Origin of the sequence: Chitinophaga eiseniae (assembly GCF_012641265.1) — a bacterium.
Lineage (GTDB): Bacteria > Bacteroidota > Bacteroidia > Chitinophagales > Chitinophagaceae > Chitinophaga > Chitinophaga eiseniae_A.
In genome coordinates, this window is sequence record NZ_JABAHZ010000008.1 from 133,527 (window position 1) to 148,481 (window position 14,955).

Genomic DNA, 14,955 nt, shown 5'->3' on the forward strand with positions numbered 1-14,955 from the left:
ATTTCTCAAATGAATAGTAACGGTAACGATTAAACGAAAATCAAACAAAAGCGCATAAAAAAACCGTCCTGGCTTAGCCGGGACGGTCTACAAAAACTATTATAAAATAAATTATGCCAGTCTTACGTTAACAGCATTCGGGCCTTTTCTGCCTTCTTCCACGTCGAATACTACGCGGTCATTTTCGCCGATGCTTTCTTTGATACCAGATACGTGAACAAAAATTTCTTGTCCTGAACCTTCGATTTTAATGAATCCAAAACCTTTAGCTTCATTAAAAAATTTTACTACACCTGTTTGCATTATATTTAATATTTAATTGTGAACGTGTTCTCGCCATTTATTTTACAGCAGGCGGCTACCTGGGCGACTAGAAGAAAAACTGTAAAAAAAAGCTGAATGTGAGAGGTGATCTACCAACAGAATTGAAATACATTATCTTTAAGAAGCGGAACGAAGATAGGTGTTTTATTGAATACAACCCTAATTTATTTTAAAGTTTTTCTTCTTACAAGGGCTGCCGGCGCAGATTCCACATTAAAGTATATTTTTGCATCATATATGAAACATCCTGACGCTTGGCGCATAAAAGCCATCTTAACCGGGTCGGCGGGCAACCTGGTAGAATGGTACGACTGGTACATTTACGCTACTTTTTCCCTTTATTTTGCGCCTGTTTTCTTTCCCAAGGGCAATTACACGGCCCAGTTGCTGAATACAGCGGCAATTTTTGCAGTAGGCTTCCTGATGCGCCCTATAGGTGGTTGGCTATTTGGCCGGATTGCCGATAAAAGCGGGCGGAAGGCCTCTATGACGCTGTCGGTGCTGATGATGTCGCTGGGTTCCCTGCTCATTGCCTTTACGCCTTCGTATCGTGCCGTTGGAGTAATTGCGCCGGCATTGTTGCTGGTAGCGCGGTTATTGCAGGGACTGAGCGTAGGAGGCGAATATGGCACTTCTGCCACTTATTTGAGTGAAGTAGCCACCCCGGAGCTGAGGGGCTTTTATTCCAGTTTTCAGTATGTGACCCTGATCGGGGGACAATTAATAGCCCTGGGCGTGCAAATGTCGCTGCAAAAGGTGTTTCTGACACCGGAACAACTGCAGGAATGGGGATGGCGCATCCCATTTGTAATCGGGGCCGCCCTCGCTTTTTTTGCACTGTACCTGCGGCGGCATATGCAGGAATCGTCTTCTTTCGAAAAAATCAGGGATGAAAAGGATAAAGGTTCGCTGAAACGCCTGTTCACAGAACATCCCAGGGCAGTGCTCACTGTAGTTGGGCTCACCATGGGCGGCACGCTGGCGTTTTATACCTATACCACCTACATGCAGAAATTCCTGGTGAATACGGTGCACCTGACCATAGAAAAGGCCACTACCATCACGTTCTTCCTGATGCTGATATTTGCCTGTTTACAACCTGTATTTGGCTGGATTTCAGACATCTACGGCCGGAAGCCATTGCTAATGGGCTTTGGGCTGCTCGGCACGCTATTTACTGTGCCTATCCTGACGGCGATCAGTCAAACCAGCTCCGAATGGGCCGCTTTCTGGCTTATCCTGGTCGCGCTGGTCATTGTGAGCGGTTATACTTCCATTAATGCGGTAGTAAAAGCAGAGATGTTCCCGGCCGAAATCCGGGCCCTGGGAGTCGGATTCCCTTATGCCCTGACCGTAGCACTTTTTGGGGGCACGGCAGAACCCATCGCCCTATCCTTTAAAAAAGCGGGACATGAATCGATGTACTACTGGTACGTGACGGCCTGTATCTTTATTTCGTTACTGGTATATATTACGTCCCGCGATACTAAAAAGACGTCTTTGCTGGATAAGGATGCGTAATTTCCCTGACACTGCCATCTGCAGCACCTATAATCAGGCGGGTGGCATAATGCAGGAATAAGCCGTTTTCCACTACGCCGGGCACATTGTTCAGCTGTGCATGCAATGCTGCAGCGTTATGGATTTTCTGGTAATGGCAATCCAGTATGTAGTTTCCATTGTCGGTCAGGAAGCGCTGATTATCTTTCATCCGCAGCACCGGGTGAGCGCCCAGCGCTACCAGCTGCCGGAAAGTAAGTTCCCAGGCGAAGGTGGCCACTTCTACCGGCAATGGAAATTTCCCAAGGTGCTTTACCAGTTTTTGCTCATCTATAACTACCAGCATCTCTTTTGAAGCGGCCGCAATAATCTTTTCCCGGAGCAAGGCCCCTCCTCCCCCTTTGATCAGCTGCAACTGCGCGTCGGCCTCGTCGGCCCCGTCGATATCTATATCAATGCTATCTACCTGGTCAAAATCTACCAAAGGAATGCCCTGTTCCCGGGCTAATTCCTCCGATTGCGCAGACGTTGCCACTGCTTTTATATCCAGGCCCTCTCTCACGAGTTCGCCCATACGAAGAATAGTGTAATAGGCAGTACTGCCTGTGCCCAAACCAACGGTCATCCCAGGTTTGATGTATCCGGCGGCTTTTTCGCCGGCAGCTTTTTTACCAATGTTCGTTTGCATGCGTCAAATATAAGGAAAAGCAGGAGGCACGCAAAGGAGCTAAGAAGCAAAGCAGCAAAGAAATTTATAAGCTCTTTATGAGCGCATGTTTTGATAAAATGCCTTTGCTGCTTTGCTTCTTAGCTCCTTTGCGTGCCTCCTGTTTTAAACTCTTTAGCTCCACCGGGCCGGCGAGAAGGCAGCCAGGTCGATACTGGTACTTTCGTTATTGGCCAGTTCTGCGATCAGCTTGCCTGTAGCGGGTCCCAGGCTTAAGCCCATCATAGCATGGCCAGTGCCCAGTAGCAGGTTGTTGTACTGGGGTGCATAGCCGATATAGGGCAGTCCATCCGGTGAACAGGGTCTGCAACCGCTCCATACGTTGCTCTTTTCAGGCATACTAATGGGGAGATTGGAAAAGTAGTGTTGAACTGAGTTAACGATACCTGCCACGCGGTTCATGTTTACCTGGTCGTTTACCGGCGCCACTTCCATGGTACCACCGTAGCGAAGACGGTTGCCCATGGGCGTTAATGCTACCCGGGCTTCGCAGAGAATAGCGGGGATATTCAGGTTCACCGAAGGAGCATCCAGGGTAACGGAGTATCCCTTGCCGGGCATCATGGCTACCTTTACGCCAGCCATCCGGGCCACTGCGGGCGACCAGGAGCCAGTGGCCAGTACAAACAGATCAGCGGTATGGGTACCCTGGCCGGTTTGTACCGATGTGATTTTTTTCCCGGAAGATTTGATGGCAGTGACTTCACTATGCGGCAAAAACTGCACCCCGCGTTGTTTCAGGTAAGTGATCAGCTGCTGCATCAGGTCATTGGGATATAGATGCCCGTCGCAGCGATAATGCACCCCTCCCAGCACATCGAGTTGTACCTGGGGTTCCATCGCCTGAAGTGCTGCTTTATCCAGCACCACCGCATCCAGGCCCATATCGTTGGCCTGCTTTGCCAGGTGGGCTTCTTCTTCCGCCACTGCGGCTGTCTTATAATACATGATAATCCCTTTACGCTCCAGGCCGAAATTAAATCCGTCCTGTTGCGCCAGGGTGCTGTATAAAGATCGACTGAGGAGGTTGATATCCCGCAGGGGTAAGGCAGACTCAATTACATGCCTGGCATTGGCACTTTTCATGAACTTGAGCCCCCAGCTAATCAGCTGCTGGCTCAAAGATGGTTTTACATAAAAAGGGCTTTTGCTGTTAAACATCCAGCGGATACCCTGTGATACGATACCCGGTGCGGCCAATGGCACAAAGTGACTGGGCACGATCATTCCCATGTTGCCATAGGAGCAGTTATCACTAAAATCTCCTTTATCCAATATCGTTACCTCCCAGCCGCTTTCCTGCAAATAGTAAGCGCTGCAAAGGCCGATAATACCGCCACCGATGACGATTGCTTTCATATGCTTAAAAATATTAGATCACCTGGAAACCATGTACATACGGGTCATCGTCGTCCAGGATAATAGTGTTATAGCCTGTTACCTTCGCCCAGCCTTCAATACCTGGCACGATGGCCGGTTTGCCGGCAATGGTGGTTTCGTCTTCAATAGTGCCGGTGAACTGGGAACCGATAATGCTTTCATGAATAAAGCAATCGCCTTTCCGCAACTTTCCTTTGGCGTGCCACTGGGCCATCCTGGCGGAGGTACCGGTACCACAGGGAGAGCGGTCGATGGCTTTATCGCCATAGAACACCGCATTGCGCGCCGTGGCTTCGGGACTGATGGTAGCGCCGGTCCACAGCAAATGGCTCAGCCCTTTGATATGTTCATTTTCCGGGTGCACAAAACGGTAATTTTCGTTTAGCCTTTGCCGTAATACCCGGCTCCAGGAAATGAGCTGATCAGCGGTGTAGTTTTCCAGTCCCCGGAAATTTTCCTGCGGATCTACGATGGCATAGAAGTTACCGCCGTAGGCTACATCTACCTGTAACATACCCAGGTCGGGGCACAATACTTCCAGGTTTTCTGCGGCCAGGAAAGACTTTACGTTAGTGAGCTTTACAGATTTCACTTTAGCGCCTTCCTGCACGTAGCTGACCAACACCAGTCCTGCCGGCGTTTCCAGGCGGAGTTGACCGGGTATCTTAGGGGTAATGAGCCCCTGTTCGATGGCGATCGTCACCGTGCCAATGGTACCATGTCCGCACATGGGCAGGCAACCGCTGGTTTCGATATACAATACACCGATATCATTGGCTGCATCGGTGGGCGGATACAGGATGCTTCCGCTCATCATATCATGGCCCCTGGGTTCAAACATCAGTCCCTTACGGATCCAGTCGAATTCTTCCAAAAAATGGAGACGTTTCTCCATCATGTTGTTCCCTTTCAATAAGGGCCCGCCTCCGGCAACCAGTCTTACCGGGTTGCCGCAGGTGTGTGCATCTATACAAAAAAATGTTTTGGCTGACATAAATTCTCCTGGTTATGATCTAACAGCATCTTTCGTTAATTGTCCCTCTATGCGACGCCAGATACCTAAAGGGTTGTTATCTTTCAGGGCATCGGGCAGCAGCGACTGCGGGCAGTCCTGCAGGCATAGCGGACGGGCAAAACGCAGGATCGCTGATGCGCCCACCGAGGTACTTTTTACATCGGTAGTAGCGGGAAACGGTCCCCCGTGTTGCATGGCATAGCCCACTTCCACGCCGGTAGGCACATTATTAAAAATGATCCTGCCTACCTTTTCCTGCAAGATAGCAATTGCCGGTGCAAAAGACTGCAGATCTTCCGCAGTGGCCATCACCGTGCCGGTGAGTTGGCCATGTAAGGATTGCAGCAGCGCAGACAATTCTATTGCATCATCGCATTCCACCAGTAATGACGACGGTCCAAATACTTCCTGCTGGAGTTGGGGATCACTGATAAAATCGCGGGCACTCACCCGGTACAGCGCAGGTGCACCCTTGGTTTGCGCTGTTTCTGCGGGGCCGGCAAAAAGCGTTTGTACGCCTTTCCTGCCTGCCAGCACGTCCCTGTTTTCGTAATAATGATGGCAGATACCCGGGTTCAGCATAGTAGCCGCAGCAGTGGTGCTCAGCTCCTGCTGTAAGGTAGCTGTAAATTGCTCCGTAGCAGCGCCGGATAGCGCAATGAGTAAGCCGGGATTGGTACAGAACTGGCCTGTTCCCAGCGTGATAGACCGGGCATACTGCACAGCCACGTCGCTGGCGGCTGCTTCCAGCTTAGCTGGCAGCAGCAGTACGGGATTGATACTTCCCATTTCTGCGTATACCGGGATAGGTACCGCTCTTTTGTTGGCTGCTTCAAAAATAGCCATGCCGGCTTTGAAGGAGCCGGTAAAGCCGATGGCTTTGATGCCGGGATGTTTTACGAGTTGTTGGCCTACCGTAGCACCGGGACCGCTGATACTGGAAAATACGCCATCTGGCATACCGCATTGCTGTGCAGCCTTCTGTATTGCCAGGGCCACCAGTTCGTTGGTGCCGGGATGCGATTCATGGGCCTTTACGATGACGGGATTACCGGCGGCCAGGGCCGAGGCAGTGTCGCCACCTGCGGTGGAAAATGCCAGCGGGAAATTGCTGGCAGGGAATACCAGTACAGGTCCCAGGGGCACCAGCATTTTTCGTATATCCGGTCGCGGTAGCGGGGTACGCTCTGGCAGCGCCACATCGATAGTAGCATCTACCCAGGAACCTTCCCGCAATACGGCGGCAAACAGACGGAGCTGGGACACGGTCCGCATCCGCTCACCGGTGATCCGGGCCAATGGCAGTCCGGATTCTGCCACCGTTCTTTCCAGGAGCGGATCGCCGATAGCCAGTATTTCGGTGGCAATCGCTTCCAGGAATACCGCCCGTGCTTCCGGGGAAGTCAGGCGGTAAGTTTGAAATGCCTTGGTTGCTTTGTCCACAGCCAGCGCTATTTCTGCATCGGTAGCTACCACAAATGCTTCCGGCAGCGCGGCATTACTAACGGGACTGTATGCACGAAGTACATCGGCGCCGGCAGCGGCAGTGTCAAAACCAATTATATTTTTTCCACTAATCATGAAGGGAGTTTTAAATAGTCGGGCAGTACGGGACGGTTCGCCAATCCGGTAGCAATCACTTTTTCCGCATATTCTTTTTCTGCGCCCTGTGGCAGCAGGCGTGGCGCCCGTACGTGGGTGGTACCAATACCGGTAGCCGCAGCCGCCATTTTGATGTATTGTACTAATTTCGGATCGATATCGAGTTCCAGCAATGGCATAAACCAGCGGTAAATAGCCAGCGCTTCTGCAATACGTCCGGCTTTGGCAAGACGATAGATGGCTACCGTTTCACGGGGAAAAGCATCCACCAGTCCGGCTACCCAGCCGTGCGCTCCGATCACCAAGCATTCCAGCGCGAGGGTATCTACGCCGCAGAGGATACTGAACCGGTCACCAAAACGATTGGTCATACGGATTATATTGGTAGTATCCCTGGTAGATTCTTTTACCGCCTGGATATTAGGCGCTTTGGCCAGCTGCTCAAACATGTCGAGCGTCACCATAATCTTATAATCGACCGGATTATTGTAGATCATGATGGGTAAATGCGTGCTATTGGCTACTGCCAGGAAATAGGCTACGGTTTCGTTGTCATCTGCCTTGTAGCGCATTGGCGGTAACAGCATCAAACCAGCAGCACCAGCTTCTTCGGCTGCCTTAGCACAAGCAACCGCCGCGGTGGTGGTTTGCTCTGCAATATTCATGATCACAGGTATTTTTCCAGCGAGAAAAGCGACCGCATGTCTTACCAGCGCATACTTTTCGTCGTTCTGCAAACTACTGGCTTCTCCCAGTGAGCCGCCCAGAATAATACCATTTACACCTGCATCTACCTGAGCCTGCAGGTTTTTGTCGAACATATCATAATCAATATGATCATCAGCAGTGAAGGGGGTGAGCAATGCGGGAAATACGCCTTGCCAGTTAACTTGTGCCATTTTCCTATCTGTTTTTTTTATGTCAACAAAAATAGAAGGAGCTACCCGACAGTATGCTACTGTAATTAATCAATTATGCGCAAATTTTAACCTAAAAAAACAGCCTTTCCTTCCTATTTAATAAAAATCCGCATATATTCTTTTCAGAAAATTTTCGGCGGCACTTCGGAAAAATTGTCCTAATTTCTCGTGTTACCCTTTGTGTAATCCGTCTCTATGCTGTATTTGAAAACTATTGCTTTTTGTCTGCTTTTCTGCGCCCTTGCTGTAACAGCGAGCGGACAAGCCTGCACGGAAATTGGTCAAACTCCCACCTCTGCTTTCCCGGTTTGTGGCACTAAGATATTCAAACAAGATAAAGTACCGGTATGTGGTATCAATAGCATTCCCGGTCCGGTTTGTAATAACCCGGATGATGGGAATCATATGGACATGAACCCGTACTGGTATAAATTTACCTGTTATACAGCGGGGACACTGGGATTTACCATTACGCCCAATGAACTGAGTGACGACTACGACTGGCAGGTTTTCGATATCACCGGACGTAATCCCAATGATGTATTTACCGATATCAACTTATTCGTGACCATGAACTGGTCGGGCGAATCGGGTGTTACAGGCGCTTCTTCAGCTGGCACCTCCCTGTCTGTATGTGGGGGGCGCAATCAGCCGCTATTCAGCAAAATGGCCAATATACAGGTCGGGCACGAATACCTGCTGCTCATCAGCCATTTTTCCGGCAGCTCTCAAAGCGGTTACCAGCTGGCGTTTGGCGGTGGTACCGCCGTGATCACCGATCCCACTATTCCGGAACTGAAACTATCAGGGTATAACTGTGGCCCCTATACGATAGGATTAAAGCTCACTAAAAAAGTGAACTGCGGCAGTATTGCCGCCGATGGCAGCGATTTTGCCTTTACCGTGGCGGGCCCGAAAATCACCACCGCCACCGGCGTAGGCTGTAGCAGCGGATTTGACACCGATTCCATTTTATTACAACTGGATAAACCGCTGGCGCCAGGTGTTTATACTGTTGTTTCACAGATCGGAAAAGACGGCAACACGGTATTGGATGCCTGTGGCAATGCTATGCGCGTGGGCGATCAGACTACGTTTAATGTACTGGCTTCTCCCCCGGTGCCCATGGGCAGTATTAAGATCCCGGCCTGTGGACCGGATCAGCTGCAACTCCAGTTTAGCGCACCTATCCGCTGTGCTTCTATATCGCCCGATGGAAAGGATTTTGTGCTGAGTGGCCCTTCCGCAGTGAAGATCACCGGCGCCAGCGGCAACTGCAGCGCCGACGGACTTACCACCGTTATTACCCTTCAACTGGATAAACACATTACGCAGGAGGGAAATTATACCGTGACATTGACCACCGGCCCCGATGGCAACACCATCGAAAATGAGTGTCATGTCCCTACTCCACCGGGTGGTACTGCGAAGTTTAATATTCCCCATGAGCCCTTTGTGGCGCTGGGCCCTGTAACACCGCCGGCCTGCGGCCCCAATGCCATACAACTGGTGCTGGCTGATCCTGTCCGGTGCAGCTCCGTAGCGGGCGACGGCAGCGATTTCACTATTACCGGTCCTTCTGCCATAGTAATCACCAGCGCCAGCAGCAGCTGCGACGCCAGCGGCATGACGAAAGTAATTACCTTACAATTAAAAGACCGCATATTAAAAGACGGCAACTACCTGGTGGTGCTGAAAGCCGGAAAAGACGGCAACACCTTGTTGAGCGAGTGCTGGCAGGAAACACCGGCGGGATCGCAACAGCCCTTTACCATTGCACCGCAACCAGCCGTGGTACTTGGAGCTATGGCACCTATCACCTGCAGTCCGCAATCCGTGAAGGTGGGATTGTCGGTTCCAGTGCAATGCAACACCATTGCGCCCGATGGCAGCGACTTTACTCTCACTGGCCCTGGCGGCATCCAGATCATAAAAGCGATTGGCATCTGTAACAGCAATAACCTGGCAGACTCGATTGAACTGCAGCTCTCCGCCCCCATTTTAAAAGCAGGCGATTATCATATTACCCTTAAAGCCGGTACCGACGGTAATACGCTATTGAGCGAATGCTGGCAACCTGCCGCTATCAACCAGGTAAGCAATTTCCGTACAGCCGATACCGTTAATGCCAGCTTCAGCTATACCATCCAACAGGACTGCCGTATATCCACCCTACATCTGCAGCATGATGGTCAGCATGCCGTAAACAAATGGGCCTGGTCATTCGACGACGGCGATACCTATACTACGCAAAATGTAGTTAAAACGTATACCTCGCTGGGCATGAAGCACCTGCAACTGACCGTGAGCAATGGCATTTGTACCGATACCAAAAGTATAGATACCCTGCTCAGGAGTGAAGTAACCGCACTTTTCGACGTGAGTCCCGGTCCCTATTGCCCTATGGACCTGGTGCTGCCGGAGAATAAAAGTCTCGGTAAAATACAGGCATGGACCTGGTACTATGGCAACGGCGCCATAACCACCGGTCCACAGGCCACCCGGATGCAATATTTCCCTACTCAAAAAGAGCAGCAATACCTGATCCGGCTCATTGTTAAAAACGACGCCAATTGCCTGGATACCGCCGATCATTATATTACCGTGGTATCCAGCTGTTATATAGACGTACCTACCGCCTTCTCCCCCAATAATGACGGGCAGAACGACTATCTCTATCCACTCAACGCCTATAAGGCCGTAGACCTTCATTTTGCCGTGTATAACCGTGTAGGTAATCTTTTATTTGAAACCACCGACTGGACCCATAAATGGGATGGTACTGTAAAAGGACAACCTGCCGACCTGGGCACTTATGTATGGATGCTGGAGTATACCGAGAAAGAAAGCGGCAAACGGGTATTCCGGAAAGGGACCACCGTATTGGTTCGCTAGCCATTTTTGGAATTGTTGCCGAACTCCGCTAAATTTTGCCCGGAAAAAACTTGTAATACTTTGAAGGGACCGATTATTCTCGCTATGGCAGGCGCTTTGCTGGGATCATCCGCTACCGCGCAGGATTCAGCCGCCATCCAGGCTATAAATGCCAACAGTTTAGCGCAACATATAAAAGTACTCGCCTCCGATGCATTCGAGGGACGTAAACCGTTCACGCGCGGGGAAGACAGCACCATTCAATACCTGGCGGACCAGTTCCGGCAGCTGGGATTACAACCTGGTAATGGCAACAGCTATTTCCAGGAGGTGCCCATGGTGTCGATCAGTTCCCGCCCCGCCGACCATCTCGTGATGGAAGGCGCCGGCGGTGCAGTAACGCTGTCTTACCTCGACGATTTCGTAGCCGCCACCCGCCGCGTACAGGAGCAGGTGAGCATTTCGCAATCGGAATTGGTGTTTGCGGGTTACGGCATTGTAGCCCCGGAATACGGCTGGAACGACTATAAAGGGCTGGATGTAAAAGGCAAAACGGTGATCGTGATGATCAATGATCCGGGATTTGCCGACAGCAGCTTGTTTAAAGGCCGTAACATGAGTTATTATGGCCGCTGGACTTATAAATTTGAAGAGGCTTCGCGGCAGGGCGCCACGGGGGTAATCATCATCCATGAGACCGCCGCCGCCAGCTATCCCTGGAAAGTGGTGCGCAGTGGTTGGTCCAACTCCAAGCTGCACCTGCAAACGGCTGATAACAACCAGCATCGCACAGCGCTGGAGGGATGGATTACGTTGGATGCCGCCAAAAAGATCTTTCAGCTGGCCGGCATTTCGCCAGATATTATGCAAAAGGCCCGGACAAAAGGTTTTAAGCCGGTAGACCTCCATTTACATACTTCTCTCGTTATCAACAATACCATTAAAAAATCGACCTCGCATAATGTGCTGGCGGTATTGCCGGGCGCCAAAAGGCCGCAGGAATGCGTCGTATATTCCGCTCACTGGGATCATTTTGGGATAGGAGAACCTGTTAAAGGCGACTCTATTTACAATGGCGCGGTAGACAATGCCACCGGCACCGCAGGGTTGCTGGCACTGGCTAAAGCCTTCACCCGGTTGGCACAAAAGCCGGAACGCTCCGTATTGTTCCTGTCTGTAACCGGTGAGGAGCAAGGCCTGCTGGGTTCCGAATATTACGTGGCCCACCCCAGCTTTGTATTGAACAAAACCGTGGCAGATATCAATCTCGATGTGCTGAATACTTTCGGTCGCACCCGGGACGTTACGGTGATAGGCTATGGGCAGTCGATGCTGGATGAATACGCCCGTCGCGCCGCCGCCCGGCAAGGCAGGGTGATTGTTCCCGAAGCCAACCCTGAAGGGGGCTGGTTTTTCCGTTCCGACCACTTCAACTTTGCCAAGAAGGGAGTGCCCGGATTGTATATTGGTCCAGGTACCGACGCCATAGGCCATGAAGCAGGCTGGGGAAAAGAACAGATAGCGGCGTATAACCGTTTACGTTACCACTCTCCCGCCGATGAATTTAACCCGGCTATCTGGGTCATGGACGGCATGGTAGCAGATGTACGCCTGTTGTTTGACGTAGGCTATCATCTCAGCAATGAAAGCAGCTACCCTGCCTGGAAACAAGGATCAGAATTCAGCGCATACAGAAAATAGTGTTAAGATGGTTTTATTTGGATTGATAATGATAGGATTGATCCTGTTCCTGTACTTCAAAAACATGTACAGTCGCAGGCAGCTAAAGAAAAGTGCAGTACCGACAGATTACCAGGCGCTGCTACAGGAGCATGTACGCTATTACCAGCAGTTACCGCCGGCAGAAAAAACGCGGTTTGAAGCCATGGTACAGCGTTTTCTCAAAAGGACACATATCGAAGGCGTAGGCGTTATAGTAGAACCGCTGGATCGCGTACTGGTGGCCGCCAGCGCTATCATCCCTATTTTTGGATTTAAAGACTGGGAATATTTTAATCTCACTAACGTGATACTCTATCCCGATACCTTCGACTCCACCTACCAGTACGAAGGCAATAACCGCAATATCTTAGGCATGGTAGGTACCGGTCCACTAAATGGTCAAATGATCCTGTCGCGCTCCGCGCTGCGGGACGGGTTCTCCAACGTGACAGATAAAAACAATACCGCCATTCATGAATTCGTTCACCTGCTGGACAAAACAGACGGCATCATTGATGGTCTGCCCACCAAACTGATGGAGCACAGCTACAGCATTCCCTGGATGAAGCTGGTGCATCAGACCATACAGGAAATTTCCGCAGGGCATACCGATATCAATCCGTATGCGGCGTTTAATGAAGCGGAGTTTTTGGCGGTGATATCAGAGTACTTTTTTGAGCGTCCGGATTTGCTGGCAGAAAAACATCCGGAGTTATATGAGATGCTGACGAAGATATTCCGGCAGGATCCGGGGAAGATGGGAACGGAACAATAATCATAACAACGGCCACCGGTACGGTGGCCGTTGTTATGATTATTTCTTCTCAGCTATTTGTTGCTCCAGCTTGTGGGTTCGCTCCAGGGAGGCTTCCAGCTTTCTATTCAGTTCAATGATATAGAGCATCTGCTCTTCTACTTTCTGGAGTAGCAATTTCTCCATCTCTCCTACATCCAGGCCATTGGTACTGATTTCTTGTTCAGAAGGAATGGTGGGCAGGTGTTTATTCGTTTTCACAAAATGTTCTACTTCCTGTAGGGTAGGTAGTTGGTAGGTATCGTGAAATACAAAGTCCGGCCAGCCGGTTTGGGTAACCTTAATGCGTTTGGCAAAGAGGTCACCGTTGACGGCTAGTTTAGCCTGCGGTAAGGTAGTACCAATCCCTACATTGCCGTCGTTTCTTACATACAGCAAAGGATTAGAGCCCCCAGCGGCGGCGCTTCCATCGGTATTCGCATTGCCCAGCACGGCAAGGGCATATTGAGACGCCGAATTAGATAATGTTCCAATAGCCACGCCATAATTTTCGCCCCAGAGGTAGGCAGCTGCTTTGTTTGTATTTCCGCGGGATACCAGGTGTAAAGGGTAATTGGGTACGGTACCGACACCTACATTAGCCTGTACAGTCATATTTCCTTTTACATCCGTTGCAGGCAACAGATTAAATTGGTTATTATCGAAATCACATTTGATACCAAGTATATTGGTACTGGTGAGAAATCCGGTCGGTGCGGTTACTGTTTGACTGAAAGGAGCGGCATTTAATGGAATTGCCCCAAAATCAGCTACCGGGCGGTAATACACATTTCCCCATTGATAATTGGAGCGCAGCCATAAAGCATTATTAAAGACATAAAAAGTAGCCGCAGCGGGATTACCTGAAATACATCTAACTTCCAGTCCGTCGAACCTACCAGTAGTTCCTTCATATTTATCCACCCTGATCTGGTAAGTACCCTGGCGATCGAAATAATTCGCATCTCCCTGGATGCTCACTTCGTAAATACTGGCATACCGGTGATTGTCACTGTTCACCTGCAGTAGTTTAAAGTACTGTAATCCCCATGGTGAATTGGGCTCATTAGTGGCTCCTACGAGGACCCAATCGCCAATTCGGGCGGCTGTTGTGGCGTGGAGGTGGGGTAGATAAAACAGGAAAATTACAGCAAAGAGTAAAGGTTTGATAAAAAAACGCATAGATATTAGGTATTTAAGTTAACAATGGTGTGTTAAATCGACTAATAGTAGGTTGTTTACTTGCGATGATATGTCTATTTTTTTTGAAAAAATTGGTCAGGCAAAGCGAGATGTTCTCGTTACATGAAAATTTCACCTCCTGTCAACTTGTAGTACCTTAAATATATGCAGCACTAGTTGGCTAATTGACATGATATTGCTAACAATGACGATATACGTTTTTCATGAGCAATATATTAGATTTAATCCTTTGCAGGCGATGTATTGCCACTAGTCTGTAGATTAACGTAACCCGTTGAACACATCCAACACTACCAGCTGATTAACCACGGGCAGGCTGTAATGCTATGGCATGCCCGTGATTATAAAAGCCTTTTACAAATAGTTATGCCTCTTTCCAAATCGTCATTTTATCGTCAAGGTTTAAATCTCGCCAATGTCCTTTCTGATCTTCATTACTAATAAATGTGGTCAATTTATCCCTTTTCTTAATTTTAAAATACAAATTCAAATATCGCCTTGCCATATTATCCTCATGCATTTTATAATATACCAGGCTAATTCTAAACCTACAATCATTTTTAAGGGCCTTCGCCTTCATTATATCAACACCTGTGTATTTGCAAATCTTGTCAATATTCCAACTAATTATTCCTTTTGAAAGAATAATTGCTTTTTCGTACCAACCCAACATTTCTAAATCAACTGCCAGATTAGCAATATAAACAATACTTTTTTTGTTGCACAACCAAGCCCGCCTATCGTAAACATAGGCTTTCTTATAGTTTTTCTCTTCATAATAGCTAGCCGCAATCTGTGTCAAGATCTCTGGGTTCTCACCCTCTTTCCTCAAGATTGCAAATAACCGACGCCTGTCCTTTACTATTTCCTTCATATTAAAGCTGTATTTATAGTA

General features: G+C 49.4%; 12 protein-coding genes. 4 read left to right on the forward strand and 8 right to left on the reverse strand.

All coding sequences use genetic code 11. From position 1 onward, the window contains the following. Nucleotides 1–111: 111 nt before the first annotated feature. On the reverse strand, nucleotides 112–303 hold the full coding sequence (locus HGH91_RS26115; protein ID WP_079472790.1) for a cold-shock protein: 192 nt from the start codon (nucleotides 301–303) through the stop codon (nucleotides 112–114). 258 nt (nucleotides 304–561) lie between these two features. Here HGH91_RS26115 and HGH91_RS26120 point away from each other — a divergent pair, with 258 nt between their 5' ends. Then, a complete protein-coding gene (locus HGH91_RS26120) occupies nucleotides 562–1,845 on the forward strand; it encodes an MFS transporter (RefSeq protein ID WP_168741926.1) in 1,284 nt (427 codons plus the stop codon). Here the strand turns inward: HGH91_RS26120 and rpiA are convergent. The 5 genes from rpiA to HGH91_RS26145 all read right to left on the reverse strand — a co-directional run bounded on the left by rpiA (nucleotide 1,811) and on the right by HGH91_RS26145 (nucleotide 7,447). Beyond that, the gene (rpiA, locus tag HGH91_RS26125) at nucleotides 1,811–2,512 is read right to left on the reverse strand and encodes a ribose-5-phosphate isomerase RpiA (protein ID WP_168741928.1); all 702 of its coding nucleotides are present in this window, start codon (nucleotides 2,510–2,512) and stop codon (nucleotides 1,811–1,813) included. The two genes, HGH91_RS26120 and rpiA, sit on opposite strands and share 35 nt — an antisense overlap. Nucleotides 2,513–2,665: 153 nt before the next feature. Beyond that, nucleotides 2,666–3,910: an NAD(P)/FAD-dependent oxidoreductase gene (locus tag HGH91_RS26130; RefSeq protein WP_168741930.1), complete on the reverse strand. Its 1,245-nt coding sequence runs from the start codon at nucleotides 3,908–3,910 to the stop codon at nucleotides 2,666–2,668. A 13-nt stretch (nucleotides 3,911–3,923) separates the two neighbouring features. After that, nucleotides 3,924–4,925, reverse strand: a complete 1,002-nt coding sequence (locus tag HGH91_RS26135; protein WP_168741932.1) for a 4-hydroxyproline epimerase — start codon at nucleotides 4,923–4,925, stop codon at nucleotides 3,924–3,926. Between the two features lie 12 nt (nucleotides 4,926–4,937). Beyond that, entirely contained in the window at nucleotides 4,938–6,527 is a 1,590-nt protein-coding gene (locus tag HGH91_RS26140; protein WP_168741934.1) for an aldehyde dehydrogenase (NADP(+)), read from the reverse strand. After that, nucleotides 6,524–7,447 (reverse strand): dihydrodipicolinate synthase family protein, encoded by a 924-nt coding sequence (locus HGH91_RS26145; RefSeq protein WP_168741936.1) that lies wholly within the window; start codon nucleotides 7,445–7,447, stop codon nucleotides 6,524–6,526. The genes HGH91_RS26140 and HGH91_RS26145 overlap by 4 nt, the downstream gene beginning before the upstream one ends. Nucleotides 7,448–7,663: 216 nt before the next feature. On the opposite strand from HGH91_RS26145, the gene HGH91_RS26150 reads away from it, so the two are divergent. The 3 genes from HGH91_RS26150 to HGH91_RS26160 are packed head-to-tail and all read left to right on the forward strand — an operon-like array spanning nucleotide 7,664 to nucleotide 12,839. Next, nucleotides 7,664–10,363 carry a gliding motility-associated C-terminal domain-containing protein gene (locus tag HGH91_RS26150; protein WP_168741938.1) on the forward strand — a complete coding sequence of 900 codons (2,700 nt, stop codon included), beginning with the start codon at nucleotides 7,664–7,666 and terminating at the stop codon, nucleotides 10,361–10,363. Between the two features lie 60 nt (nucleotides 10,364–10,423). Next, nucleotides 10,424–12,043 carry a M28 family metallopeptidase gene (locus HGH91_RS26155; RefSeq protein WP_247651850.1) on the forward strand — a complete coding sequence of 540 codons (1,620 nt, stop codon included), beginning with the start codon at nucleotides 10,424–10,426 and terminating at the stop codon, nucleotides 12,041–12,043. 28 nt (nucleotides 12,044–12,071) lie between these two features. Beyond that, nucleotides 12,072–12,839: a zinc-dependent peptidase gene (locus tag HGH91_RS26160; RefSeq protein ID WP_247651851.1), complete on the forward strand. Its 768-nt coding sequence runs from the start codon at nucleotides 12,072–12,074 to the stop codon at nucleotides 12,837–12,839. Between the two features lie 39 nt (nucleotides 12,840–12,878). Here the strand turns inward: HGH91_RS26160 and HGH91_RS26165 are convergent, their stop codons facing one another. Both HGH91_RS26165 and HGH91_RS26170 read right to left on the reverse strand, forming a co-directional pair. Further along, nucleotides 12,879–14,039, reverse strand: coding sequence for a hypothetical protein (locus tag HGH91_RS26165; RefSeq protein WP_168741942.1), 1,161 nt, complete (start codon nucleotides 14,037–14,039; stop codon nucleotides 12,879–12,881). A 385-nt stretch (nucleotides 14,040–14,424) separates the two neighbouring features. Then, nucleotides 14,425–14,934 (reverse strand): tetratricopeptide repeat protein, encoded by a 510-nt coding sequence (locus HGH91_RS26170; protein ID WP_168741944.1) that lies wholly within the window; start codon nucleotides 14,932–14,934, stop codon nucleotides 14,425–14,427. Nucleotides 14,935–14,955: the final 21 nt, after the last annotated feature.